General features: G+C 74.1%; 18 protein-coding genes. 6 read left to right on the forward strand and 12 right to left on the reverse strand.

Annotated features, from left to right (window positions below; genetic code table 11):
- Window positions 1-104 precede the first annotated feature (104 nt).
- Window positions 105-794, forward strand: coding sequence for a TIGR03089 family protein (locus tag ACSDG8_RS12590; protein WP_210896620.1), 690 nt, complete (start codon window positions 105-107; stop codon window positions 792-794).
- 81 nt (window positions 795-875) lie between these two features.
- Here ACSDG8_RS12590 and ACSDG8_RS12595 read toward each other — a convergent pair whose 3' ends face one another.
- Both ACSDG8_RS12595 and ACSDG8_RS12600 read right to left on the reverse strand, forming a co-directional pair.
- Window positions 876-2867, reverse strand: a complete 1992-nt coding sequence (locus tag ACSDG8_RS12595; protein ID WP_439427898.1) for an acetoacetate--CoA ligase — start codon at window positions 2865-2867, stop codon at window positions 876-878.
- A 319-nt stretch (window positions 2868-3186) separates the two neighbouring features.
- Complete coding sequence (locus tag ACSDG8_RS12600) at window positions 3187-3702, reverse strand: acyl-CoA thioesterase (protein ID WP_210896624.1); 516 nt, start codon at window positions 3700-3702, stop codon at window positions 3187-3189.
- Between the two features lie 23 nt (window positions 3703-3725).
- Between ACSDG8_RS12600 and ACSDG8_RS12605 the strand changes: the two genes are divergently transcribed.
- On the forward strand, window positions 3726-4379 hold the full coding sequence (locus ACSDG8_RS12605) for a hypothetical protein (RefSeq protein WP_030501343.1): 654 nt from the start codon (window positions 3726-3728) through the stop codon (window positions 4377-4379).
- Between the two features lie 52 nt (window positions 4380-4431).
- Here the strand turns inward: ACSDG8_RS12605 and ACSDG8_RS12610 are convergent, their stop codons facing one another.
- Complete coding sequence (locus ACSDG8_RS12610; protein WP_210896626.1) at window positions 4432-5595, reverse strand: acyl-CoA dehydrogenase family protein; 1164 nt, start codon at window positions 5593-5595, stop codon at window positions 4432-4434.
- A gap of 248 nt (window positions 5596-5843) precedes the next feature.
- On the opposite strand from ACSDG8_RS12610, the gene ACSDG8_RS12615 reads away from it, so the two are divergent.
- Entirely contained in the window at window positions 5844-7271 is a 1428-nt protein-coding gene (locus tag ACSDG8_RS12615) for a UDP-glucose dehydrogenase family protein (protein ID WP_073824860.1), read from the forward strand.
- Between the two features lie 164 nt (window positions 7272-7435).
- On the forward strand, window positions 7436-12340 hold the full coding sequence (locus tag ACSDG8_RS12620) for a zinc ribbon domain-containing protein (protein ID WP_439427899.1): 4905 nt from the start codon (window positions 7436-7438) through the stop codon (window positions 12338-12340).
- Window positions 12341-12764: 424 nt separating this feature from the next.
- On the opposite strand, the gene purE is transcribed toward ACSDG8_RS12620, so the two are convergent.
- From purE to mca, 6 genes are all read right to left on the reverse strand, one after another.
- Complete coding sequence (gene purE, locus ACSDG8_RS12625) at window positions 12765-13256, reverse strand: 5-(carboxyamino)imidazole ribonucleotide mutase (RefSeq protein WP_210896630.1); 492 nt, start codon at window positions 13254-13256, stop codon at window positions 12765-12767.
- A complete protein-coding gene (locus ACSDG8_RS12630; RefSeq protein WP_210896632.1) occupies window positions 13256-14413 on the reverse strand; it encodes a 5-(carboxyamino)imidazole ribonucleotide synthase in 1158 nt (385 codons plus the stop codon). The genes purE and ACSDG8_RS12630 overlap by 1 nt, the downstream gene beginning before the upstream one ends.
- A 64-nt stretch (window positions 14414-14477) precedes the next feature.
- The gene (locus tag ACSDG8_RS12635; protein ID WP_210896634.1) at window positions 14478-16514 is read right to left on the reverse strand and encodes a thioredoxin domain-containing protein; all 2037 of its coding nucleotides are present in this window, start codon (window positions 16512-16514) and stop codon (window positions 14478-14480) included.
- A gap of 50 nt (window positions 16515-16564) precedes the next feature.
- The gene (locus tag ACSDG8_RS12640; protein ID WP_210896734.1) at window positions 16565-19054 is read right to left on the reverse strand and encodes a putative bifunctional diguanylate cyclase/phosphodiesterase; all 2490 of its coding nucleotides are present in this window, start codon (window positions 19052-19054) and stop codon (window positions 16565-16567) included.
- 222 nt (window positions 19055-19276) lie between these two features.
- Entirely contained in the window at window positions 19277-19561 is a 285-nt protein-coding gene (locus ACSDG8_RS12645; RefSeq protein ID WP_210896636.1) for a hypothetical protein, read from the reverse strand.
- Between the two features lie 48 nt (window positions 19562-19609).
- The gene (gene mca, locus ACSDG8_RS12650) at window positions 19610-20491 is read right to left on the reverse strand and encodes a mycothiol conjugate amidase Mca (protein ID WP_210896638.1); all 882 of its coding nucleotides are present in this window, start codon (window positions 20489-20491) and stop codon (window positions 19610-19612) included.
- Window positions 20492-20729: 238 nt separating this feature from the next.
- Here mca and ACSDG8_RS12655 point away from each other — a divergent pair, with 238 nt between their 5' ends.
- Together ACSDG8_RS12655 and greA are read left to right on the forward strand one after the other, a co-directional pair.
- Window positions 20730-21164 carry a DUF4307 domain-containing protein gene (locus tag ACSDG8_RS12655; RefSeq protein ID WP_210896640.1) on the forward strand — a complete coding sequence of 145 codons (435 nt, stop codon included), beginning with the start codon at window positions 20730-20732 and terminating at the stop codon, window positions 21162-21164.
- Window positions 21165-21309: 145 nt separating this feature from the next.
- Entirely contained in the window at window positions 21310-21810 is a 501-nt protein-coding gene (gene greA / locus ACSDG8_RS12660) for a transcription elongation factor GreA (RefSeq protein WP_210896642.1), read from the forward strand.
- Between the two features lie 131 nt (window positions 21811-21941).
- Here greA and ilvA read toward each other — a convergent pair whose 3' ends face one another.
- The 3 genes from ilvA to ACSDG8_RS12675 all read right to left on the reverse strand — a co-directional run bounded on the left by ilvA (window position 21942) and on the right by ACSDG8_RS12675 (window position 25568).
- Window positions 21942-23162: a threonine ammonia-lyase gene (gene ilvA / locus ACSDG8_RS12665; protein WP_210896644.1), complete on the reverse strand. Its 1221-nt coding sequence runs from the start codon at window positions 23160-23162 to the stop codon at window positions 21942-21944.
- Window positions 23159-24019 (reverse strand): DUF4328 domain-containing protein, encoded by an 861-nt coding sequence (locus ACSDG8_RS12670; RefSeq protein ID WP_307856176.1) that lies wholly within the window; start codon window positions 24017-24019, stop codon window positions 23159-23161. Before ACSDG8_RS12670 ends, ilvA begins: the two co-directional genes overlap by 4 nt.
- Before the next feature lie 136 nt (window positions 24020-24155).
- Window positions 24156-25568: an amidase gene (locus tag ACSDG8_RS12675; protein WP_210896648.1), complete on the reverse strand. Its 1413-nt coding sequence runs from the start codon at window positions 25566-25568 to the stop codon at window positions 24156-24158.
- Window positions 25569-25583: the final 15 nt, after the last annotated feature.

The raw sequence follows: 25583 nt of genomic DNA on the forward strand, positions 1-25583 counted from the left end.
CAAGCGTACGCCGCGCCGGACGCACGACGCTGACCGCGACCCGACGGTACGCCGACTTGACGTTGTCATCGAGTACGCACGCGGGGCGCGTATCGTTCGCGCCGATGGCCGACAACATTGCCCGGGTGTTCGCCGACGCGATCGCGCCGGACCCCACCCGACCGCTGCTGACCTGGTACGACGACGCCACCGGCGAGCGCACCGAACTCTCCGGCGCGACGCTTGCGAACTGGGTGGCGAAGACGGCCAACCTGCTCACCGACGAGATCGACGCCGCGCCGGGCGATTCGGCCGGCGTGCTGCTGCCGCCGCACTGGCAGACCGCCGCCGTGCTGCTCGGCTGCTGGTCGGCGAAACTGACGGTGACCGACGCGCCCGGTCCGGTGGAGGTCGTGTTCGTGGCCGCCGACCGGGTGGACGAGGCGGCCGGGTGGCCGGCCGGCGAGCGGTACGCGCTGGCGCTCGACCCGTTCGCGCTGCCGATGCGGCAGGTGCCGACTGGCTACGCCGACTTCGTGACGGCGGTACGCGGACACGGCGACCACTTCACGCCGTACCCCGAGGGTGGCGAGGGCGACGCGGCGCTGCTGGCCCGCGCGCAGGCCCGCGCCGCGGAGCTGGGCCTCACCCCCGGCGACCGCCTCCTGGTCGACGTGACCCGCCACCCCGACCCCGTCGACTGGCTGCTGGCTCCCCTGATCACCGGCGCCAGCGTGGTGGCCTGCGCCCACCCCGACCCGACCCGCCTGCCCACCCGGGCCGAAGCCGAGAAGGCCACCCACACCCTTCCCTGACCCCTCCCTCCCCGCTGATCTTGCAGTTTCGGCCCTCGGTCGGGGCGATTCGCCCCCTTCGCCGGGGCGGAAAGTGCAAGATCAGCGAGGCGAGACGGGGCTGTCGGTGGTGGCTCGGCGCTGGGCCAGGGCGACGAACGCGGTCAGGGACTCGGGGTTGGCCAGGGCGCCCTTGGCCGCGGCGCTGTCCACCGGGGTACCCGTCAGGATCTTCTTGACCGGCACCTCCAGCTTCTTCGCGCTCAGCGTGCGGGGCACGGCCCGGACCTGGTGGATCTCGTCCGGCACGTGCCGCGGCGACAACGCGGTACGCAGCTCCCGGCAGATCTTGCGCCGCATCTCGTCGTCGAGTTCCAGTCCCTCGGCGAGCACCACGAACAGCAGCAGCTCACCCGCGCCGCCCTCGTCGTCCTCCAGGTGCACGACCACCGAGTCGACCACCTCGTCCAGGCCCTCGACCACCGAGTAGAACTCGGCGGTGCCCAGCCGCACGCCGCCCCGGTTCAGCGTGGCGTCGGACCGGCCGGTGATCACACATCCGCCGCGCTCGTTCACGGTGATCCAGTCGCCGTGCCGCCACACCCCGGGATAGACCTCGAAGTACGCCTCCCGGTAGCGGGCGCCGTCCGGGTCGTTCCAGAACCCGACCGGCATGCTCGGCATCGGCTCGGTGATCACCAGCTCGCCGAGCTGCCCGATCACCGCGCTGCCGTCGGCGGAACGGGCCTCCACCTTCGCGCCCAGCGCCCGGCACGCGATCTCCCCGGCGTACACCGGCAGCAGCGGCACGCCGCCGACGAACCCGGTGCACACGTCCGTGCCGCCGGACAGCGACTGGAGCTGGAGGCGGTCGCTGACGTTCTCGTACACCCAGGTGAAGCCCTCGGCCGGCAGCGGCGCGCCCGTCGAGCCGAGGCCGCGCACCGCGGACAGGTCGGCGACCTCCCGCGGCACCAGCCCGGCCTTGCGGCAGGCCAGCAGGAACGGCGCGGACGTGCCGAAGTACGTGGTGCCGGTGTCGGCGGCCAGCCGCCACAGCGCGCCCAGGTCGGGGTGACCCGGGTTGCCGTCGAACAGCACGATCGCCGCGCCCACCGCCGGGCCGGAGACCAGGAAGTTCCACATCATCCAGCCGGTCGTGGTGAACCACAGGAACCGGTCACCCGCGCCCAGGTCGTGATGCAGCGCCAGCATCTTCAGGTGTTCCAGCAGGATGCCGCCGTGGCCGTGCACGATCGGCTTGGGCAGGCCGGTGGTGCCGGAGGAGTAGAGCACGTAGAGCGGGTGGTCGAAGGCCACCGGCGTGAACGTCAACGGCTCGTCGGTCGGCGCCGCCAGCTCCGCCCACGGCAGCGCGCCGTCGGGGGCCGGGCCGTCCGGATCGAGGTACGCGATGGCGACCGTGTGCCGCAGCGACGGCAACGCCGCCCGGATCGCGGCCACCTCGGCGCGCCTGTCCACCGGCTTGTCGCCGTACCGGTAGCCGTCCACGGCGACCAGCACCGTCGGTTCGATCTGCTGCCAGCGGTCGGTGACGCTGCGGGTGCCGAACTCCGGCGCGCAGGAGGAGAAGATCGCGCCGAGGCTGGCGGTGGCGAGCAGCAGGACATACGTCTCCGGGATGTTCGGCGCGTACGCGGCCACCCGGTCGCCCGGACCCACGCCGAGGCGACGCAGCCCGGCCGCCACCCGGCGGACCCGCTCGCGCAGCTCGGCAGCGGTGAGCGTCTCCGGGGCGCGGGTCTGACCGTGCGCGATCACCGCCGGGTCGTCGTCGCCCAGCCCCGGCATCCGCAGCACGTTCTCGGCGTAGTTGAGCGTCGCGCCGGGGAACCAGCGCGCGCCCGGCATGGCCCGGTCGGAGAGCGTGGCGGTCGGCGGGGTGTGCGCGACGACGTCGAACCAGTCCCAGATCGAGCGCCAGAACGCGTCCAGGTCGGTGACCGACCACTGCCACAGCGCGTCGTAGTCGGCGAACTCCAGCCCGCGGTGCTCGGCCAGCCAGCGCAGGTAGTCACCGATCCGGGACCGCTCCCGCACGTCCGCCGGCGGCGTCCACAGCACGTCAGCCACTGTTCCACCCTCCCCTGGGCCCGCCACGACGGTGTGCCGGGGCCGTGGCGCCATCTTGCCCTACCTCGTGCCGCCATTGTCCGCGCCGGGCGCGGCGTACGGGGCGTGGCCCGCCCACACCCCGCACCCCCACCCCATGTGGCCCGCGTGTAAGGAAGGGCCCCCTATTAACGCCTCGTGCATAGGAAGGGCCCCCTGTTAACGCCTCACTCCCCGCGGGGTCCGCCGCCGGACGGCGGAGGCAGCGTGCGTGCCCGGGTGTTAATAGGGGGCCCTTCCTCTACCGCAGGCGTTAATAGGGGGCCCTTCCTTACACCCCTCAGCCGGCGCGGTGGGCCTGGATCGCTCGGCGGCGCGCCAGCCGGTGCGCCCGCCGGATCTCCGCCTCCCGGAAGCGGCGCTCGTCCTCCGGCGTCTCGGGCAGCACCGGGCGCACCGGGCGCGGCGCGCCGCCCACGTCGACGCCCACGAAGACCAGGTACGCGGTGGCGACCGGCACGGGCTCGTCCTCGGCCGAGTCCCAGCGCTCGGCGACCACCTTCACGCCGACCTCCATGGAGGTGCTGCCGGTCCAGTTGATCTGGGCGTGCGCGTGCACGAGGTCGCCCACCCGCACCGGCTCGGAGAAGACGATCTCGTCGATGGAGGCCGTCACGGCGGTGCCGCCGCTGTGCCGCGCCGCCGCCGCGCCGGCAACGTCGTCCACGAATTTCATCAGTACCCCACCGTGCACGGTCCCGTACAGATTGACATCGACCGCGGTCATGATGCGACTGAGCGTGACGCGGGAGTACGAGGTCGGCTTACCCGACGGGACCGCGGGATGATCTGTCATGCCGAAAACGGTACGGTGCGCGGATGCGACATCTCTGGAGCTTCCTCGCCGGGTTGGCGGTGGCGCCCGTCACCTGGGTGCTCGTCACGCTCGGTCAGGACGGATCTGAGCGGACCGTCGACCGCTGGGTGGAGATCGGGACGTACAGCACGCCGAACCTGATCGAGCCGGCCGTCTATCTGGGCGTCGCCGGCATCCTGCTCGGCCTGCTCGGCACGTTGCGCTTCTCGCCGTTCGGCCCGCTCGTGGCCGGCCTGCTGCTCGCGGTCCCGTACCTCGGGCTGTTCGTCGCGCCGTTCAGCGTGCGGGACCGGGTTCCCGGTGACCTGAAGCTGCTCGGTGACCCGCTGCCGCTGCGCGACCCGCTGGACAACGGCACGCTGTTCCTGATCGGCGTGCTGTTGCTGATGGCCGTGTTCAGCACGAGCCGCTGGCGGCGTCCTGCCACACCCGCGACGGCCGAGGCGGAGCTGACCCCGGCCGCGGAGCCGGTGGAGCACAAGCCGACGCTCACGGACTGGCCTCCGGCGCCGGCCAAGGATCCGGACACGCCGCCGCTCACGCTGGCGTACCCGGAGACCCCGACCGAGCCGCTGCCTCGCCGTACCGGAGGGGAGTCGCCGTGGTCGGCCCCGCCGCGCGGCGCGGGCCGGCCGGAGGGCACCGAGAGCCGTTGAACGAGCGCGGGCGGGCCGGTACGCACCGGCCCGCCCGCCCGAACGTCTCCGGTCAGCCCTTGAGCAGCTGACGGGCCATGACGATGCGCTGCACCTGGTTGGTGCCCTCGTAGATCTGGGTGATCTTGGCGTCCCGCATCATCCGCTCGACCGGGTAGTCGCGGGTGTAGCCGTAGCCGCCGAGCAGCTGGACCGCGTCCGTGGTGATCTCCATGGCGGCGTCCGAGGCGAAGCACTTCGCGGCCGCGCCGAAGTAGGTCAGGTCCGCGTCGCCGCGCTCGGACTTGCCGGCGGCGGCGTACGTGAGCTGCCGTGCCGCCTCCAGCTTCATGCCCATGTCGGCGAGCATGAACTGGATGCCCTGGAACTCGGCGACCGCCTTGCCGAACTGCTTGCGCTCCTGGACGTAGCCCTTGGCGTAGTCGAGCGCGCCCTGGGCGATGCCGACGGCCTGGGCGGCGATGGTGACCCGGGTGTGGTCCAGCGTCTTCATGGCGGTGGCGAAGCCGGTGCCCTCGGCGCCGATCATGCGGTCGGCCGGGATCCGCACGTTGTCGAAGTAGACCTCGCGGGTCGGCGAGCCCTTGATGCCGAGCTTCTTCTCCGGGGCGCCGAAGCTGACGCCCGGGTCGGACTTCTCCACGACGAAGGCGGAGATGCCCCTCGACCGGGCTGTGGGATCGGTCACGGCGAAGACGGTGTAGTACTCGGAGACGCCCGCGTTGGTGATCCACCGCTTCACGCCGTTGAGCACCCAGTGGTCGCCGTCGCGTACCGCCTTGGTGGTCATCGCGGCGGCGTCGGAGCCCGCCTCCGGCTCGGAGAGGCAGTAGGAGAACATGCCCTCGCCGGCCGCGACCGGGGTCAGGTACTTGCGCTTCAGCTCCTCGGAGCCGGCCAGCAGCAGCGGCATCGTGCCCAGCTTGTTCACCGCCGGGATCAGGGAGGACGAGGCGCAGGCCCGCGCCACCTCCTCGATCACGATGGCCGTGGCCAGGGCATCCGCACCGGCGCCGCCGTACTCGACGGGGATGTGCGGGGCGTGGAAGTCGGCGGCCCGCAGCGCCTCGTAGGACGCCTTCGGGAACTCACCTGTCTCGTCGGCCTCAGCGGCGTGCGGAGCCACTTTGGCCGCACAGACCTCACGGACCGCTTCCCGGATCGCCTCGTGCTCCTCCGGCAACCGGTAGACGTCGAACGACTGCTCTGCGGCCATGTCGGCCCTCCCCTTTCACCGCTATCATGCGCAGTCTGTACCGCCCGGGGGCCGACGACTGCCGCAAACTGAAGGATAGCCACCGGCCCCTGTCGGACCTTACCGGCGGGTAGGCTCGCGCCCGAGCGTCGCCCGCCCGGCCCCACTACCCTCACAGCAGAAATTCAGTTCCCTCGGTGCCCGGCCCAGGCGCCCCCAGCAGAATGCGACGCGTGGAAGCGCCGCCAGTGCGAGCGGAGAAGACAGGCGTGACGATTCCGTACCCGAACACCCAGCCGATGCCCGCCATCGCCGCGGTGACCCCGCCGTCCGGCGCCGCCCGTCCCCGGGTGACGTTCCTCGGCACCGGCTACCTCGGTGCGACCTACGCCATCTGCTACGCCGAGCTGGGCTACGAGGTGCTCGGTTTCGACGTCGACGCGGACAAGATCGCCAAGCTGAACGCCGGTGAGGTGCCGATCCACGAGCCCGGCCTCGACGAGCTGCTGCGGCGCAACCTGGCCGCCGGCCGGCTGCGGTTCAGCACGGACATCAAGGAGACCGCCGACTTCGGCGACGTCCACTTCATCTGCGTCGGCACCCCGCAGCGGGCCGACGGCATGGGCGCCGACCTGTCGTACGTCGAGGCGTCCGTGACCAGCCTGGCCCAGCACCTGACCCGCAAGGCGCTGATCGTCGGCAAGTCCACCGTGCCGGTGGGCACCGCCGAGTGGGTGGAGCAGCTCGTCGGCAAGCACAGCCCGGCCGATCTCGGCGTCGAGGTGGCGTGGAGCCCCGAGTTCCTCCAGGAGGGTTTCGCCGTCGACGACGTGCTGCGTCCGAACCGGATCGTGGTCGGCGTCAAGAGCGAGTGGGCCAACGGCATGCTCTACGCCGCGCACAAGGGCGTCTTCGACCTCGCCGCCACCGAGGACCGCGAGGTCCCGCTCGTGGTCACCGACTTCGCCACCGCCGAGCTGGTCAAGGTCGCCGCGAACGCGTTCCTCGCCACCAAGATCTCCTTCATCAACGCGATGGCCGAGGTCTGCGAGGCCGCCGGCGGCGACGTCACCCAGCTGGCCCGCTCGATCGGCTACGACCCGCGCATCGGCAACCGCTTCCTCCAGGCCGGGCTCGGCTTCGGCGGCGCGTGCCTGCCCAAGGACATCCGCGCGTTCCAGGCCCGCGCGCAGGAGCTGGGCGCCGGTGAGGCGCTGCGCTTCCTGCACGAGGTCGACCTGATCAACCTGCGCCGGCGCAGCCGCGTCGTGCAGCTCGCCGCCGAGCTGCTCGGCCGCCGCTCCGGCCCGGCCGGGCCGGACCTGTCCGGCACCCGCGTCGCGGTGCTCGGCGCCACGTTCAAACCCAACACCGACGACGTACGCGACGCGCCGGCGCTCGCGGTCGCCGCGCTGCTCGGCAAGGCCGGCGCCGACGTGCACGTGTTCGACCCGCAGGGTATCGAGAACGCGCGCCGGGCGGTGCCCGAGCTGACGTACGAGGAGACCATGAACGACGCCGTCCGTGGCGCCGACCTGGTCTGCGTGCTCACCGAGTGGGCCGAGTTCCGCAACGCCGACCCGGTCGCCCTGGGCGAGCTGGCCAACGGCCGCAAGGTGGTCGACGGGCGCAACTGCCTCGACTCGACACTGTGGACGCAGGCCGGGTGGGAATACCGCGGCATGGGCCGCCCCTGACCCGCTGACCGGCCGGACCGGCCCGCCGGGGACACCCTCCCCGACCGGGCCGGTCCTTTTTGTTGTCCGGAACGCGCCTGCAACTGTCGAAATCCCGGCCCGCTCAAGGCATGCTGCCTCTGGGAGGTCCACAGTGCGAGGGCACGGGCGGACGGGAGACTGTCGTGGAGAGCTTCAGGTGCCCCTCGTGCGGGCAGGACATCAAGCCCGCCGTGGTCTGCCCGCACTGCGGCGCCCATCAGCCGCAGTGGGCCGAGCACCTGGCCGACATCGAACGGTCCATCGCCGAGATGAAGGCCCGCGACGCCGAGATCGCCCGGGAACAGCGGCAGATCGCCGCCAAGATGCAGGCCGCCCTCTTCCAGCGGGACATCCTTGCGCACGCCGGTGAGGAACGCATGCGGCAGGCCACCCGGCCGCGCCGGGTGCTGCGCCGCCGTCCCGGCCGCCGGCCGCCCACCGCCGCCACCGGAGCGCCGCCCCGGGTGCCCCGCCAGGGCACCCCGCCGCCCGCGCCGGAGGACCTGCCGCCGTCGCCGCCCCGCGGCCGCCCGCGATGGCTGGACGCGGACGACCCGGAGCACCCGCCCGAGGCGTCCTCGCGGGAGGTGCAGAACATCCCGCTGGGGCTGGGCGCGCTCCTGCTCGGCGTGGCCGCGGTGGTCTTCGCGGCGGTCGCCACCAGCTCGATGGACGCGCTGGCGCGTCTCGGCGTCCTGCTGGTGGCGACGGCGCTGATGCTGCTCGCCCCGCCGGTCCTGGCCCGTCGCGGGCTGACCTCCACCGCCGAGACCATCGCCGCGGTCGGGTTGCTGCTGGTGCCGCTGGCCGGGTACGCGCTCTGGGCCGTCGACCGGATCGGCGGCGGCTCCTCGGGCGCCGCGTTCGCCGGGTCGATCTTCCTGGTCACCACGCTCGTCGCCCTGGGGTACGCGTACGGGACCGGTCTGCGCGCCCCACGCTTCGCCACCGTGCTGGCCGCCCAGCCGGTGCTGCCGCTGCTGGCGTACGAGCGGATCACCGGGCCGGTCGGCTGGGCGCTGGTGCTGACCGCAGTGGCCGTGCTCGACCTCGCGCTCGTCCGCTCGGCGGTGGTACGCGAGCGGCCGGTCCGGCGTGACCTGCCCGCCACCGAGCCGCCCTCGCCCGTACCGCCCCGGCAGCGCGCCGACGACGACCGGCCCGAGTCGGCGCCGGAGGAGGCCGGCGAGGTGCTCGGCGGCGACACTCCCCCGGAGCCGGCCGCCACCGCCCGGCCGGTGCCGTGGCTGCCCGAGCTGACCTGGCTGCTGCACGGCGTGGCGGTCGCTGTCGCGCTGGCGTACGCGGTCACCGGCCTGCTGCGCGCCACCACCGTCCCGCCGGCCGCCGCCGCGGGTACGGTGCTGCTGCTCGCCGCCCTGGTCGCGCTGGCCGGAACGCTCGTGCTGCGCCGGCCGCCGCTGCCCGACGTCGGCGCCGGCATCCTCACGCTCGCGGTGATCGGCGCGCTCGGGCGGGTCGCCTCGGTGGCCCTGCCGGGCCGGTCCCTGCTGCTGATCTCCGCAGTCATCGCGCTGACCGGGCTCGCCGTCCGGGCCGTACCGGAGGCGGCCCGGCGGGGTCCGCAGCTCGCGTCGGCGGTGGCGCTCACGGTGAGCGGCCTGGTGGTCGCCGGTGGCGCGCTGCGCGCCGGGCTGGCGCCGGTCCGCGCCGCGTTGCCGGCGTGGTCGGCGGACCTGAGCGGGTGGCACGCTGAACTGGCCCGGGCGGTCGGCCCGACCGGCTGGCAGCTCGCCGCCAGCGCGCTGCTGCTCACCGTCGCCGCCGTGATCGCGCTGCCGCCCGAGATCCGGCGGGAGTTCGCGGTGGTCGGCGCGGCGCTCACCGCGCTCGCCGTACCCGCGTCGCTGGGCCTGGGGTGGGCGGCGGCCTGCTGGCCGATGCTGCTGACCGCGGTCGCCGTCGGGGTGCTCGGGCTGAGCGCCGGCACCGAACGCGCCGCGGTGACGCACGCGGTCACCGCGGCCGGGCTGGGCCTGATCGGCGCCGGCGCCGCGCTCGCCCGGCCGGCGCTGACCGCCGCGGCGCTGACGCTGCTCTTCCTGGCCGGGGCACTGGTCTCCCTCGCCCCACGGGTCCGGCTCGCCGCCGCCGCGACCGACACCGTCTGCGCCTGGGCGGCCGGCGGGGCGGCGTTCGCCCTGCCGGGCGCCGTCGCCGCGTTCGTCGCCGCCACCGCGCCGACCCCGCCGATCGCCACTCCGGCGAACCTGCGCGAGGTCACCGTTCCGATCCTCGCGGCGAGCTTCCTCGCCGTCTGCGTCACGCTCGGCTACGCCGCCCTGGTGCAGGTGGCGCAGCGGCACCTGAGCATGCCGCACGCGCTCGGCACCGTGCTCGGCGCGGTGGCCGTCGCCGCCGCCGCGTTCGGCGCGCCGGGTGCGACCTCGGCGGACGCCTGGGTGGGCAGTCTGCTCATGGTTGCCGCCGCCCTGCTGGCGCTCGCCCCGCGCATCGACGCGGGGCGCCGCGCCGACATGTCGCTGGACGGGTCCGACCTGGCCCTGGCCGCCACCACTGTGGCGCTCGTCGCCACGCTGGCCCGGATCGCCGCGGTGCTCGCCCCCGGTGGTCAGCTCGTGGTGGCGTCCGCGCTGGTGCTGCTGGTGGCGGTGGCCGCCCGCGCGCTGCCGGAGGAGTGGCGGCGCGGACCGATCCTCGGCATCGCCGCCGGTGGCCTGCTCCTCGGCCTGATCGCCGCCTGGAGCGCGCTGCGCGGCGGGCTCGGCGTGCTCGCCACTCCCGGCCCGATCTGGGCCGGGGACCTGAGCGGGTGGCCGGCCGCGCCGACGGGCGGGTCGACCTGGCAGGCCCCGGTCGCGCTGGTGCTGCTGGCGGTGACCGCCGCCGTCCTGCTGCCGGCGCCGTGGAAGTACGACGTGTCGGGCCTGGCCGTCGTGCTCGCCACTGTGGGCGCGCCGGCCGCGTTCGAGTTGCCCTGGTGGTCGCCGGTGGTGGTCGGCGCCATGGTGGCCACTGTCTACGGCATGGCGGCCGTGGCCGCTGTCGATCCCCGGGCCTCGCTGTCCCGGGCCACGGTGGCCGGTGTGGTGGCGCTGCACGCGGCCGGGGCGGGGCTGGTCCGGCCGGGAACCACAGCGCTGGCGCTCGGCAGCATCGCGCTGATCGGGGCGACGGTGGCCGCCCTGGCCCGCACGCTCGCGCCGTCGCTCGTGGACGACGTACGCACCGAGGGCATGCCGCTGCACCTGGTGCAGGTGGGCGGTGCCGGCGCGGGCGCCGCCCTGCTCGCCCTGCCCGGCGCGGTCGCCGCCCTGGCCGCCGCGTTCGGCCACCCGCCTCAGGTGGTGCTGACCGCCGCGCTGGCCGCCGCCAGCATCGGCCTGGCCGCGATCGCGGCCGTACGCCGGCAGGTGCCCCAGTACCTGCCGTTCGCCAGCGTGGCGGTGGTCGGCGCGGCCACCGTCACCGCTGCCGCCGCGCTCGCGGTCGGCCTGCCGGCGGGCGTGTTCGCCGCCGCCGCGGCGCTGCTCGGCGTACTCGCCGAACTGGTACGGGCGGCCACCGTCCCGCCCGCCGGCTCGGCCCGGCCGGTCCGCCGCTGGACCGTCCTGCTGAACGGCGCGATGCGCCGCGACCCGGACGATCCGGTGCTGCGCTGGCGGGTCAGCCCGGCCGCCGGCGCGCTCGCCGCCGCGGCGCTGCCCACCGCGCTGGCGCTGGCCACGCTGGCGCCCGCGCTGGTCGTGGCGTTGTTCTCGCCGTTCGCGGTGCTGAGCCGGGTGTGGCAGGGGCCGCCGCCGGAGCTGCTGACCCCGCCGGCGAACGCGGTGAATCCCACTGACGTGCTCACCGCGCTGCTGCTGACCGTGACCGCGGCGCTCGCCGCCACCGGGTTCAGCGGCGGCCGGCGGTCCCGTGCCGTGCCGGTGATCCTGCCCGGGGCGGCGGTCACGCTGCTGATCACGCCGGTGGCGCTCGGCCGGGGCTGGCCGGTGACCGCGCTGGCCGCGCTTGCGGTGTTCACCATCTCGATGCTCGGGCTGGCGCTGACCCCGCCGCCGGCGCTGGCCGAGCCGGGCCGGTCGATCCGGGTGGCCCGGGTGCTGGTCTTCGCCCTCGGGCTGGCCGCCGGTGGCGCCGGGCTCGCCGGCAGCCTCGCCACCAGCGACCTGACCGTGTTCACGCTCGGCGGCGCGGTGGGCGTGGGCGCCGTCGCCGCGCTGTTCGGCACGACCCAGCGCGCCCGCATCCTGGGCTGGCTGTTCGGCTCGCTGATGGCGCAGCTCTTCGTGCTCACCGTCGGCCTGAAGTCCGGGCTCGCCGCCGTCTGGTCCGCCTTCGGGGTGCTCGCTGTGGGCGCGGCGTTGCAGGTCTTCGCCGCCACGCTGCCCCGGCTACGCCGCCCCGAGGCGTACCGGGAGGCGGCCACCGTCGAGTGGAGCGGCTTCGGGGCGGCGCTCATCGCGCTGGCCCTGGCGTACGACTCGCCCCGGCACATTGCCGCGCTGCTGGCCGCCTGGGGTGCGGTCCTCGGAGTGGCGGCCACCCGTCCGGGGCGGCGGCCGATGGAGCGCAACCTTCTGTTCTGGGCGGTGGTGGCCTGCGAGATCAGCGCCTGGTGGATCCTGATGCGGGTGGCCGACGTGGCGCTGCCGGAGGCGTACACGCTGCCGTTCGCGGCGCTCGCGCTGCTGGTCGGGGTGCTGCAACTGCGCCACCGGCCGGACCTGTCGAGCTGGGTGGCGTACGGGCCGGCGCTCGTCACCGCGTTCCTGCCCACGCTGGCGATCGTGATCGCCACCGACTCCAGCATGCTGCGCCAGGTGCTGCTGCTGCTCGGGGCCGTCGCGGTGCTCATCTTCGGCTCGACCAGCCGGCAGCAGGCGCCGGTGATCGTGGGCGCGACGGTGACCGCGATCGCGGCCGTGCACGCGTTGTTCAGCCTCGGCCCGTGGCTGGTGCTGATCCCGGTCGGCATCGTGCTGCTGGTGCTCGGCGCGAGCAACGAGCGTCGCCGCCGCGCCCAGGAGCGCCTGCAGACCGCGCTACGCGGCATGCGGTGAGCCGTCGGGCCCGGGCCGAGACCGGCCCGGGTCGTCCGGCCGCCACCGTGCCCGGAGACCACGTCTGAGCCTCGGCCTCCACTGACGGTGAGCACGTCGGCCGACCGATTCGTCCGCCGCCGGGTCACGCGCCCCGGGCCGACGCCCCCGACCTGACCACCCCACCGGTCACTTTCCGTGTTCGCAAGCCACAGCGGAGGTGATGCCTGTCCGCCGACTTTGCTCTGCATCCATTGACGCAACGATCACCGGGCGTGACGATCATTGTCGTGAAGTCGCCGGGGGACAAATCGTCGCGCCGCAGTTCAGAGCAGTGTTGCCTCGATGGCTGCAGAGCAAAGTCGCCGAAGGGCACAGCCGCCGCCCGCTCGGGTCAGTGACGTTGAGTGACCCTGCCACACCGAGCACGCAGAGTGATGAACGGTCAGGTCAGGGAGGCGCGCAGCGCGGCTTCCTTCTCGGCGACCAGATCCTCCAGGCTCGCCTGGTAGGCGGCCATCTTCTCGCGCAACACCGGGTCGGCCGCGCCCAGGATGCGTACCGCCAGCAGGCCGGCGTTGCGAGCGTTGCCGATCGAGACGGTGGCGACCGGTACGCCGGCCGGCATCTGCACGATGGACAGCAGCGAGTCCATGCCGTCCAGGTACTTCAGCGGCACCGGGACGCCGATCACCGGCAGCGGGGTGACCGAGGCGACCATGCCGGGCAGGTGAGCCGCTCCGCCCGCGCCCGCGATGATCACCTGGACGCCACGGTCGGCGGCGGTCCGGCCGTACTCGATCATCTTGACCGGGGTGCGGTGCGCCGAGACCACGCCGACCTCGTACGGCACGCCGAACTCGTCCAGCGCCTCGGCGGCGGCCCGCATGACCGGCCAGTCCGAGTCGCTGCCCATGATCAGCCCGACGGTGCTCATCAGTGCCCCTCCTGGAGCCAGCGGGCGGCACGGGCGGCCCGGGCCCGTACTTCCTCGAGGTCGTTGCCGAGCACGGTGACGTGCCCGATCTTGCGGCCCGGGCGGACCTGCTTGCCGTACAGGTGGACCTTGGCCCCGGGCTCGGCGGCGAACAGGTGGTGCAGCCGCTCGTCGATGGAGATGCCGCCCGGCTCACCGCCGAGCACGTTCGCCATCACCACGACCGGCGCGGTGAGCGAGGTGTCCCCCATCGGGTAGTCGAGGACCGCCCGCAGGTGCTGCTCGAACTGCGAGGTCCGGGCCCCCTCGATGGTCCAGTGCCCGGAGTTGTGCGGCCGCATGGCCAGCTCGTTGACGACCAGCCCGGACGGCGTGTCGAACAGCTCCACCGCGAGCAGGCCGACCACGCCGAGCGCGGTGGCCAGGTCGATGGCGAGCTGCTGCGCGGCGACGGCCTGCTCCTCGGGCAGGCCGGGCGCGGGCGCCAGCACCTCGACGCAGATGCCGTCGCGCTGCACCGTCTCCACCACCGGGTACGCGGCGACCTGCCCGAACGGCGACCGCGCGACCTGCACGGCCAGCTCGCGGCGCAGCTTCACCCGTTCCTCGACCAGCAGCGGCGTGCCACCGGCGAGCAGCGTGGCGGCCAGCTCGGCGGCCTGGGCCGCGTCGTCGACCATCCAGACGCCCCGGCCGTCGTAGCCGCCCCGGGCGGCCTTGAGCACCACCGGCCAGCCGATCTCCTCGCCGAAGGCGACCAGGTCGGCCGGGGACTCCACCGGACGCCAGGCCGGGTTCGGCGCGCCCAGCTCGCCGAGCCGTTCCCGCATCACCCGCTTGTCCTGCGCGTGCACCAGCGCCTCGGCCGGCGGGAACAGCTTCACGCCCTCGTCGGTCAGGGCGCGGATGTGCTCGTTGGGCACGTGCTCGTGGTCGAAGGTGACCACGTCGCAGCCCTTGGCGAACGTGCGCAGCGCGGCCAGGTCGGTGTGGTCGCCGTACTGAACGTCGGCGGCGACCAGCGCCGCGCCGTCGTCAGGGGCGAGCGCCAGCACGCGCAGCGACTGGCCGAGGGCGATGGCGGCCTGGTGGGTCATCCGGGCGAGCTGGCCGCCACCCACCATGCCCACGACGGGGAGACCGGTACGGGAGTCCATAGCGCCGCCAGCCTATAAGGGCCGGTGGCGGGCCGGACCGTGAGGGCGGCCCGGCCCACTCCGGTCAGCCGAGCTGCGCGACCAGTTCCTCGACGGTGGTCACCGGCCGCTGGCAGACGAAGCCGCGGCAGACGTACGCAGCGGGCCGCCCGTCGACGAACGGCCGCCCGGCCAGCAGCGGCACGCCGGGCTGATCCGGGGCGCCGGCCACCACCACCGCGCCGGGCGGGGCGTGCCGCCGGGCGGCGGCCACCAGCGGGTCGCCCTCCGGGTCGCCGGTCGCCACCGCGATCTCGTACGGCCCGGACAGCAGCGCCTCGCCGACGGTGGCCGCGTACCCGGTGAACCGGGCGTGCCGGTCGACGATCGGCGCGACCGTCGTCAGCGTCTGCTCGGCCGCTTCCCGGTAGCGGGTCTCCCCGGTCAGCGCCGCGTACGCCACGAGCGCCGCGACGATCGCCGAGCGGCCGGACGGGGTCGCGTTGTCGGTCGGGTCGGCGGGCCGGGTGACCAGGCGCTCGGCGTCATCGGCGGTGTCGTAGAACGCGCCGTCCGGCCCGGCGAACCGGGCCAGCGCCACGTCGAGCAGCTCACCGGCCAGCGTCAGCCACCGGCCCTCGCCGGTGAGCTGGTGCATCGCGCAGAACGCCTCGGCGACGCAGCCGTAGTCCTCCAGCACCCCGGCCGGCGCGCCGACCGCCTTGTCCCGGGAGACCCGGCGCAGCCGGCCGTCCACCAGGTGCGCGGCGGCCAGGTGCTCGGCGGCGTCCCGCATCGCGCCGTCGGAGACGATCAGTACGCCGTCCATCAGGTTCGCGTCCTCGTCGTCCGGCGACACGAGCAGCGCGGCGACCTGCTGGAACTCGGCGATGGCGGTGATCGCGAGCCCGTTCCAGGCGGCCACCACCTTGTCGTCGCGGGCCGGTTGCGGCCGGGTGTCCCGGGCGGCGAGCAGCCGGCCCACCACGTCCCGCCAGCGCGCCCGCACCGCCGGGTCGGCGTCGTCCACGTCCCGGGCCAGCCGCAGCACGCTGCTGCCGTGCTCGAACGTGCCCTCGGCGGTGACCTCGAACAGGTCGGCGGCGAACCGGCCGTCGTCCTCCCCCAGCACCTCGATGAGCTGGTCCGGGGTCCAGACGTACGTGAGCCCCTCGACGCCCTCGGTGTCCGCGTCCAGCGCGGAGGCGAAGCCCTCACCGGCGCGGTGCAGCTCGTCGGAGAGGAACCGGGCGGTGTCCCGGGCCACCCGGCGGGCCAGCCGGTCGCCGGTGAGCCGCCACAGCTGAGTGTAGACGCGCAGCAGCAGCGCGTTGTCGTAGAGCATCTTCTCGAAGTGCGGCACGGTCCAGTGGCCGTCCACCGAGTAGCGGGCGAAACCGCCGGCCAGCTGATCGTTGAGACCGCCGCGGGCCATCGCCTCGCAGGTGTGCCGGACGATCTCCAGGCTGCGCGCCGAGCCGGTGCGCTGGTGGTGCCGGAGCAGGAAGAGCAGGTTCATGTGCGGCGGGAACTTCGGCGCGCCGCCGAAACCGCCGTTCGTCTCGTCGTACTCCCGGGCGAGCTGGCTCGCGGCGGCGTCGAGCAGGTCGGCGGTGAGCGGGGCGGTCACGCCGCCGACGGCCTGCGCGCCGCCGATCGCCTCGACCACGGCGGCGCCCTGGCGCAGCACCGCCTCACGCTGGTCGCGCCAGGCGGCGGCGACCGAGCCGAGCAGGCGGATGAAGTTGGCGCGGGGGAAGTACGTGCCGCAGAAGAACGGGGTGCCGTCCGGCGCGGCGAAGACGGTCATCGGCCAGCCGCCCTGCCCGGTCATCGCCTGGGTGGCGGTCATGTAGACCGCGTCGACGTCGGGGCGCTCCTCGCGGTCGACCTTCACGCAGACGAAGTCGTCGTTCATCAGCCGGGCCACTGCCTCGTTCTCGAACGATTCGTGCGCCATCACATGACACCAGTGGCAGGCCGCGTAACCGACCGAGATCAGCACCGGCACGTCGCGCCGCTTCGCCTCGGCGAACGCCTCGTCGCACCACGGCCACCAGTCGACCGGGTTGTCCTTGTGCTGCAACAGGTAGGGCGAGGTGGCCTCGGCGAGTCGGTTCACCACCCGACCCTATCCACCATCGCCTTCCGACGCCGCCGGTGCGGCAGGGGTCAGGAAGCGCCGTCGGCGCGCAGCGGGAACACGTTGCCCCGGGCGGCGTCACGCAGCGACCCGAGCACCGCGGCGATCTTGTCGGCGGGCATCGGCTTGAAGAAGTGGTAACCCTGCGCCGCGGTGCAGCCCAGCTCGGCCAGCGCGGTGCGCTGCTCGGCGGTCTCGACGCCCTCGGCCACGACCCGCAGCCCCAGCTCGTGGGCCAGCCCGACGGTGGTCCGGACGATCGCCGCCGCCTCGGGTGAGTCGGCCATCCGGAGCACGAACGACCGGTCCACCTTCAGCTCGTCCACGGCGATCCGGGTGAGGAACGTCAGCGAGGAGAAGCCGGTGCCGAAGTCGTCCACGGCGAGCTGCACACCCATGGCGCGCAGCGTGGTCAGCACCTCGTCGATGACCTCCAGCTCGCTCATCACCACCGTCTCGGTGATCTCCAGGACCAGCCGGTGCGGCGGCACCTGGTGGCGGCGCAGCGCCTCGTCGATCTCGGCGGGCAGCCGCGGGTCGAGCAGGCTGCGCGCGGACAGGTTCACCGAGATGGGGACGTCCAGCCCTTCCCGCGCCCACCCGGACGCCACGGCCAGCGCCTTGTCCAGCACGTACCGGGTGAAGCTGCCGAGCTGCTCGCTGTTCTCCACCGGGCGGATGAAGTCGGCCGGGCCGAGCCAGCCCCGGCGCGGGTGCCGCCACCGGATCAGCGCCTCCACGCCGGTCGGCGCGCCGGTGGCCAGGTCCACCGCCGGCTGCAACGCCAGCACCAGCTGGTCGTCGGCGGCCAGCGCCTCCCGCATCTCCGCGAGCAACGCCAGGTGGTCGGTGCTCGCCGCGTCGCGGGAGCTGTCGTACGCGGCGACGCTGCCGCCGCCCTCCTTCGCCTGGTACATGGCGATGTCGGCGCGCCGCAGCAGCTCGGTCAGGTCGGCCGCCCCCGCGTCGGCCACCACCACGCCCACCGCCACCTCGACGGACATCCGTACCCCGGCCACCTCGGTCGGGGCGGCGAGACGTTCGGCGACCTCCCGGGCCTGGCGCAGCGCGTACGCCATCGGGGCCGTGCGGTCCTCGACCAGCGGCACCGAGGTGAGCAGCAGGGCGAACTCGTCGCCGCCGAGCCGCCCGAGAAGGTCACCCGGCCGGGTCAGCGCGGCGAGCCGGTTGGAGGTGAGCCGCAGCAGCTGGTCGCCGGCCGAATGCCCGAGCGTGTCGTTGACCTCCTTGAACTGGTTCACGTCGAGCAGCAGCAGGGCCACCGGGTGGTCGTGCGGGCGCTGCCGCAACGCCTGGTCGCCCTTGGTGAGCAGCGCCGCCCGGTTCAGCAGGCCGGTGAGCTGGTCGTGCACCGCGTCGTACGACGAGCGGGCGGTGACCAGCCGCAGCTCCCGGTGGGTGGCGGCGTCGTGCAGGGCGGCGGCGAGCGCGTCCCCGAAGGCCGCCACGCCGTCGCGTTCCCGGGCGCTCGGCGGGGCGGACCGGGCGAACCGCACCCGCAGCCGGCCGACCTCGGCGGGGCCCACGACGAGATTCCGCACCAACTCGTGCTCGGCGACGCCCGCGCACCCGAGGGGCTCCACCTCCCGGTCGCGGACCTGCCCGCCACGATCGGCCCGGTACCGGCGCCAGCGCCCCTCACCCCGGGCCACGTCGACCTCGACCAGTTCGGCGCCGAACAGGGTGAGCGCGCCGGTCACCGCGGCGGTCGCCACGCCCCGCTCGTCGAGCTGGTTGAGCGCGGCGGTGGCCTCGGCGAACGCCCGCCAGGTCCGCCGCTCCTGGTCAGCCCGCAGCCGGTGCCGGTAGGTCTGCTGGAGCAGCCAGAGCGGCGGCGGCAGGAGCAGCAGCCAGCGCGCGTCGAGTTCGAGCAGCGCGACCACCACCATGCCGACCGCCACGTTGCCGACGAACATGAGCAGCTTGCCGCGCAGTGCGGCGAACAGCGGCGGCCCCATCGGGATGCCGTGCCGTAGCGCGAGCGTGACGGCGCCCAGGAAGGCGGTGGTGAGCAGGTACGTCACCGCGGCGGCGGTGAGCGTGAGCGCGAGCTCCGGCGTGGGCGCGGCGAGCAGCGGCGGGCCGAGGGCGGTCGCGACGGCCGCTGCCAGCGCGGTGGCGGCGGTGAGCGAGCCGGCGATCCCCGCCAGCTCCAGGGCCGGTCGACGGTCCGAGACCACCGACATGACGGTCCAGGCGGCGCCCGCCCCGAGCAGGGCCGCGGCCGGGAGCCAGCCGGCCGGCACCAGCCAGAGGCAGACCACCAGCGCGGCCTCGCCCCAGGTGATGCTCACCATGCCCGACGCGGTACGGAAGCGCAGCCGGGCGAGCTGGGCAACCGCGAACGCGACAGTGGCGATACCGAACCGCGCCGGGCCGGGCAGCGGATGGTCCACCGGAAGGTGCGACGGGACGACGAGGCCGAGCACAGCGGCCAGCAGGCCGGTGAACGCGACCGCGACGGTCAGAGCGACGACGCCCGTCGGTGTCCCGCGCAGGCCGACCCGGTCCGGGGGACGGTCGGCCGGCTCGGTGGTCACGGGGCCGCCCCGTCACCGGGCCGGGCGGGGGCATGGCCGGGGGCCGGTGCTGCCTTCGACATCGGCGTCCCCCTTCCGCGCAGGGTCCGGGGCCTGACGGTCCCCCCGGCGGAAGGCTAAGCCAAAGCCGGTGGTCGCAACAGGGGGCGACGACCGGCTTGGGCGTGATTCACGCGGTGTTCAGCTGTTCCGGCGCTGCTGGGAGCCGCTGGGCGCGTTCGTCGGTGAATCCTGCTCGACGAGCCCTTCTGTCGGATCGGCGACTGCGGAATCGGCCCGCTCCGGGCCGCCCTGCTGCGGGAAGCGGTCGGGCAGCCGGCGCAGCCGGGCGTTCATGTTGCGGATCAGCAGGACGGTGACGGTGGCCAGCGCGACGATGAGGAAGAGGCCCATCGGACCGGCCAGACCACCCGTACGGGTGTCACCGAAGTTGTTCTGTGCGAGCACCTCGACGGTGGTCAGCATGGTGTTCCTCCGATGTGCGGCTGCCCACCAGCGTAGACCCGGGCCCGGTCAGTGGGCACGGCACGCCTCCCGTACGCCCGCGAACAGGTCGGACTCGGGCAGCGGGCTGTCGACCAGCGAGCGGGCGAGTTGGAAGTCCTCCGTCGGCCAGGCGCGCTTCTGCAGCTCCATCGGCACCTGGAACCAGAACCCGTCCGGGTCGATCTGGGTGGCGTGGGCGCGCAGCGCGTCGTCGCGCACCGGGAAATAGTCGGCGCACTCGACGCGGGTGGTGATCCGCGCGCCCTTGTCGGGGCGCTCGTCCCAGCGCTTCATCCAGTCGCCGTACGGCGACTCGAGCCCGGCGGCGAGCACCGCCTCGTGCAGGCTCATGATCTTGGCGCGGGAGAAGCCCACGTCGTAGTAGAGCTTGAGCGGCTGCCACGGCTCGCCCAGCTCGGGGTGACGCTCCGGGTCACCGGCCGCGTCGAACGCCGCCACGGTGACCTTGTGCGTCATGATGTGGTCGGGGTGCGGGTAGCCGCCCTCCTCGTCGTACGTGGTGACGACGTGCGGGCGGAACTGCCGCATCAGGCGCACCAGCGGCGCGGCGGCGACATCCACGTCCTGCAGGGCGAAGCAGCCCTCCGGCAGCGGCGGCAGCGGGTCGCCCTCGGGCAGCCCCGAGTCGACGAAGCCCAGCCACGCCTGCTCGACGCCGAGGATGGCCCGGGCGGCGTCCATCTCGGCCCGCCGGATGTCACCGATGTTGGCCCACACGTCGGGGCGGTCCATCTTCGGGTTGAGCACGCTGCCCCGTTCGCCACCGGTCGCGGTGACGACCAGGACGTCCACCCCCTCGGCGACGTATTTGGCCATGGTGGCGGCACCCTTGCTCGACTCGTCGTCGGGATGGGCGTGCACCGCCATGAGACGCAGCTGTTCTGCCACCTTCGGCGCTCCTCGTCTGTGCCCGCCGACCACCGTCCGGTCGGCTGACCTGCCGGAATCTCCCCCCGCGCCCGCGAAAGCCCCCGTGACAGCCGGTCGGGGGCCGCCACCGGAGTGGCCAGGGCCACGCCCGCCGGTCCAGGCCGACCTGCCATCCTTGACTCAGCGCCGGGCTGGGAAGATGGACCTAGCCATTCTTGCCGATGCCGCCGACAACAACGCCAGGAGATACCCGCCGGTGAGCGAGACGCACGCCACAGTCGTAGCGGGAGCGCCGGTCTTCCCGCCCGGCCGGTACGGCCGACGCCGGGAGCCGGGCCGCCGCCGGCCGCTGCTGCTCGCCCTGACGGTGACGGTCCTGCTCGCCGTCCTCGGGCTGGGCGCGGCGAAGCTCTACTACCAGTACGGCGACCCGGAGTACCAGGGCGAGATGATCAGCTACTCCGACATCACCGACTCCCGGGTGACCGTCGACTTCCGGGTCACCGTGCCGCCGGGTGGCTCCGCCACCTGTCTGCTGCGGGCCCGCTCGCACGACGGCGCCCAGGTGGGCACCATCGAGACCACGGTGACCGCGGAGCCGGGCCAGCGCCACATCCGGACCCGCCAGGAGGTGCCCACGAGCGCCCGGCCGTTCATCGGCGAGGTGTTGCGCTGCCGGCCGGCCGGCTGAACCGCAGCGCCGGCGAACCGCCGGCATCCGCACCCCGGTCCCGTCGCCAGCACCCGGGGTGATTGATCACACCTCGACGTGTGCGGCACTGGTAGCCTTGCAAGTTCACCTGTCAGCCAGTCCGCACCAACCGAGGAGACCGCCTGTGTCCACAAATGGAAACGAGGCGCCCGCCACCTGGCTGTCCCAGGACGCCTACGACCGTCTGCAGGCAGAGCTCGACGAGCTGATCGCCAACCGACCGGTCATCGCCGCCGAGATCAACGCCCGGCGCGAGGAGGGCGACCTGCGGGAGAACGGTGGCTACCACGCCGCCCGCGAGGAGCAGGGCAAGGCCGAGGGTCGCATTCTCTACCTGAAGGAGCTGCTCCGCACCGCCAAGGTCGGTGAGGCTCCGGACACCGATGCGGTGGCGCCGGGCATGGTCGTGACGATCTACTTCGACGACGACGCGGACGACAGCGAGACGTTCCTGCTCGGCTCGCGGGAGATCGCCGCCACCACCGACCTGACGGTCTACAGCCCCGAGTCCGCGCTCGGCAAGGCCATCCTCGGCGGCAAGGCGGGGCAGACCTGCACCTACACCGCTCCCAGCGGCGCCGATATCAAGGTGACGATCGTTTCCTTCGAGCCGTACAGCGGCTGACCTTCCGGACCCGCGCCGGATGGCTCGGGTCCCGAACCCGACCGAGGCTGACAGGCTCCTCGGACCCGAGCCGCACACGCGAACGCCCCGACCGGATCATCCGGCCGGGGCGTTCGCGTTGTCGCGAGGGCTCAGCCCTCGCCGGTGAACACCACCTGGTAGCCGCTGGCCCGCAGCGCGCTGATCAGCGTGTCCGAGTGCTCCACCCCGCGCGTCTCCACGGACAGGGCCACCTCCACCTCGCCCAGGCGCAGGTGCGGGTTGGCCCGCTGGTGCACCACGTCCACCACGTTGGCCCGGTGCTCGGCGATCTCGCCGAGCAGGGAGGCGAGCTGACCGGGCCGGTCGGTGCAGCGCACCGTGATCCGCAGGAAACGGCCGGCCGCCGCCAGACCGTGCTCGATCACCCGGAGCATGAGCAGCGGATCGATGTTGCCGCCGGAGAGCACCGCGACCACCGGCGCGGTCACCTCCACCGCACCGGCCAGCAGCGCCGCCACACCGACCGCGCCGGCCGGCTCGACGACCTGCTTGCCGCGCTCCAGCAGCATCAGCAACGCCCGGGAGATGTCCTCCTCGGAGACCGTGACGACCTCGTCGACGAGCTTCCGAACGTGGGTGAAGGTCAGCTCCCCCGGCCGGCCGACGGCGATCCCGTCGGCGATCGTCGCGAACGAGGGCAGCCGTACCGGCTCACCGGCCCGCAGCGAGGGCGGGAAGGCGGCGGCGCTCGCCGCCTGGACCCCGATCACGCGTACGTCGGGACGCAGCGCCTTGGCCGCCACCGCCATCCCGGAGACCAGCCCGCCACCGCCCACCCCGGTCACGATGGTGCGCACGTCCGGGCACTGTTCGAGGATCTCCAGCGCCACGGTGCCCTGCCCGGCGATCACGTCCGCGTGGTCGAACGGGTGGATGAACACCGCGCCGGTCCGCTCCGCGAAGGTCTGCGCCGCGACGAGCGACTCGTCCACCGTGTTGCCGACCAGCTCGACCTGCGCGCCGTACCCCTTGGTCGCGGCGACCTTCGGCAGCGGCGCGTTCACCGGCATGAAGACGGTGGCGTGCGCACCGACCAGGCCGGCGGCGAGCGCCACCCCCTGGGCGTGGTTGCCGGCGCTCGCCGCGACCACGCCGCGGGACCGCTCCTCGGCCGAGAGCCGGGAGATCCGCACGTACGCGCCACGCACCTTGTACGACCCGGCGCGTTGCAGGTTCTCGCACTTGAGCCAGACCGGCCCGCCGAGCGCGGCGCTGAGCGGCCGGGACGGCTCCAGCGGGGTGGTACGGGTGACCCCGCCGAGCAGTTCCCGCGCGGCCTGAACGTCGGCGAGACCGACCAGTTCCGTCATGCCCCGATCGTGCCATTCGGTCCCGGCGGAACCTGCGGCGACGTCGCCGAGGCGCCGTCCGCGCCGTCCCGGGGACCAGCGGCCCCGGCGGCGACCGGCGCGGCGGGCGCGGCAGGCGCGAAGGCGGCGGGTGCGGGCCAGCCGGGGTGACCGGGCCAGACCGGCTGGCCGGGCCACGCGGGCACGGCCCGCGCGAGCCGGTCCTGCTGGGCGGCGGAGATCCGGCGGACCAGCACGACGAACGCGACCCCGGCGACCAGGCAGGCCACCGCCGGCGTCAGCCGGGGTGCGAGCGCCTCCTCGTAGAAGCGCACGTACGTGGCGAACTCCGCGTCGTTGCGCGGCAGCTCGGTCAGCCGGTCGTACCGCTGCTGCTCGGCCCGCGCGACGAACCGGTCACCGATCAGGAACACCAGCCAGCTCGCCCACCACACCCCGACCAGCCACGACTGGCGGCGCTGCCACACGCTGTTGCGGAGCAGGTCGGCCAGCACCCGGGCCGGCACGACGAGGTTGGCGAACGGCACCAGCCAGCCGGCGATCGCCCAGGCCGGGCTCAGGCTCGGCACGGCGCCCGGGAACGCGTCCAGGTTCTTGCGCGCCCGCCACGTCCAGATCACCACGAGCGTCCCCGCGGTCAGCAGGGCGAGCAGGTAGGGCAGGGTGAACAGCACCTCGACGAGCACCACGCCGAGCAGCACGTCCCGGTCGAGCTGCTCGGCGGCCGAGCGGGCCATCTGTACGCCCACCAGGGGGAACAGGGCCGTCAGCAGGTAGCACAGGGTGGCGGCGCCGACCGCGAGCGCGCTGGCCACGGCCAGTCCGCGTACGCCGTAGGTGGGCGCGCCGGGGGTCACCGCGGGCTGGCCGACGCGCGTACCGCAACGCTGGCACTCTTCGTAGGCCGGGGACGTGGCGTCCCCGCAGGTCTGGCAGTGCATCGGGGACCGTCCGAGATGGTGTGTGCGACAGGGGCGCGCACACGCTAGACGATCATGCGGCGGCCGGCGACCCCGTATCGATGCGGGGGTAGCCGGGGGCGTGCCGCGCCCACGGCGCCTGCATCTCGAACTGGCCGGCCACGCCGAGCAGCAGCAGCTCGGAGCCGGGCGGGCCGACGAACTGCACGCCCACCGGCAGCCCGTCCGGGCGGCGGCCGACCGGCACCACGATCGACGGCAGCCCGGCGATGTTCCACGGCGCCGCGTACGGGGCGTACCTGATGTTCGCCGACATGTTCGCGAGCCAGGAACGGCCGGACCAGCCGGCGGCCTCCGGCGGCGGCCCGGCCAGCGCCGGGGTGAGCAGCAGGTCGATCGAGTTGTCCGCGAAGAAGTTCACCGACCGCTCGCGCCAGGCGGTCCGGTCGGCCTCCCGCACGTACCCCCGGCGCTGCGCCCACTCGCCCAGCGTCACGTGCCGGCGGCTGCGCCGCTGGAGCTGGCGCGGGGCGACCCCGGCGGCGCGCACGTCGGCGGCGGCCGCCGCGAACCAGGTGGCGATGCCCTGCAGGCCCAGCCGGGTCGGGTAGACCGGGTCGGAGGGCACGGTGTCGTGGCCGGCGGCGGCGAGCAGCCGGCCGGCGGCGGCGACCGCGTCCCGGTTCGGCGCGTCCGGGGAGACGCCGCGCACCGGCGAGCGCAGCGACACGCCGACCCGCAGCCGCGCCGGCGGAACCAGCTTGTCCGGCCGGCGACCGGCCAGCACCGAGAAGCCGACCACCGCGTCGGCCACGGTGCTGGTGAGCATGCCGTGCTCGGTGAGGCCGAACCAGTCGTCCGCGCCGAGCTGGCAGGGCACCACGCCCCGGCCGGGCTTGAGCCCGACCAGGCCGCAGCAGGCCGCCGGGATGCGGATCGAGCCGAGGCCGTCGTTGCCGTGGGCCATCGGCACCAGCCCGGCGGCCACCGCGGCGGCCGCGCCGCCGGAGGAGCCGCCGGGGGTACGCGTCGGATCCCAGGGGTTACGGGTGGCAGCGGTGTCGTCGTCGGTGAGCGCCCACAGGCCCAGTTCCGGCATCCGGGTCACGCCCAGGATCACCGCGCCCGCGCCGCGCAGCCGCCGGACCACCTCGTGGTCGGCCTCCGCCACGCCGGTACGCATGGCGGCCGACCCGTTCCACGTGGGCAGGCCGGCCACCGGCGTGTTCTCCTTGACCGCCACTGGCACACCGGCGAGCGGAAGGTTCGCCAGCTCCTCCTGCTCGTCGACCTTCTCCGCCTCGGTGATCGCCTCACCGCCGCGTACCGTGCGGAACGCGGCCAGGTCGGCGTCGACCCGGGCGACGTGATCCAGGTGGTCGGCGACGACCTGGGTGGCGGAGACGTCGCCCCGGCGTACCGCCCGGGCGATCTGTTTCGCGGTCGCACCGACCCACGTCGTCGGCAAGATCTCCGGCACTGCCACCCTCCCCAGCCAGCG

Origin of the sequence: Micromonospora sp. LA-10, assembly GCF_051853095.1 — a bacterium.
Taxonomy (GTDB): domain Bacteria; phylum Actinomycetota; class Actinomycetes; order Mycobacteriales; family Micromonosporaceae; genus Micromonospora; species Micromonospora echinospora_A.

Bases quoted from the DNA above. Each gene is read 5' to 3' on its own strand.
- ACSDG8_RS12590 (WP_210896620.1), top strand. From the start codon at position 105: ATGGCCGACAACATTGCCCGGGTGTTCGCCGACGCGATCGCGCCGGAC.
- ACSDG8_RS12600 (WP_210896624.1), bottom strand. From the start codon at position 3,702: ATGACAGATCATCCCGCGGTCCCGTCGGGTAAGCCGACCTCGTACTCC.
- ACSDG8_RS12605 (WP_030501343.1), top strand. From the start codon at position 3,726: ATGCGACATCTCTGGAGCTTCCTCGCCGGGTTGGCGGTGGCGCCCGTC.
- ACSDG8_RS12610 (WP_210896626.1), bottom strand. From the start codon at position 5,595: ATGGCCGCAGAGCAGTCGTTCGACGTCTACCGGTTGCCGGAGGAGCAC.
- purE (WP_210896630.1), bottom strand. From the start codon at position 13,256: ATGAGCACCGTCGGGCTGATCATGGGCAGCGACTCGGACTGGCCGGTC.
- ACSDG8_RS12630 (WP_210896632.1), bottom strand. From the start codon at position 14,413: ATGGACTCCCGTACCGGTCTCCCCGTCGTGGGCATGGTGGGTGGCGGC.
- ACSDG8_RS12645 (WP_210896636.1), bottom strand. From the start codon at position 19,561: ATGCTGACCACCGTCGAGGTGCTCGCACAGAACAACTTCGGTGACACC.
- ilvA (WP_210896644.1), bottom strand. From the start codon at position 23,162: ATGACGGAACTGGTCGGTCTCGCCGACGTTCAGGCCGCGCGGGAACTG.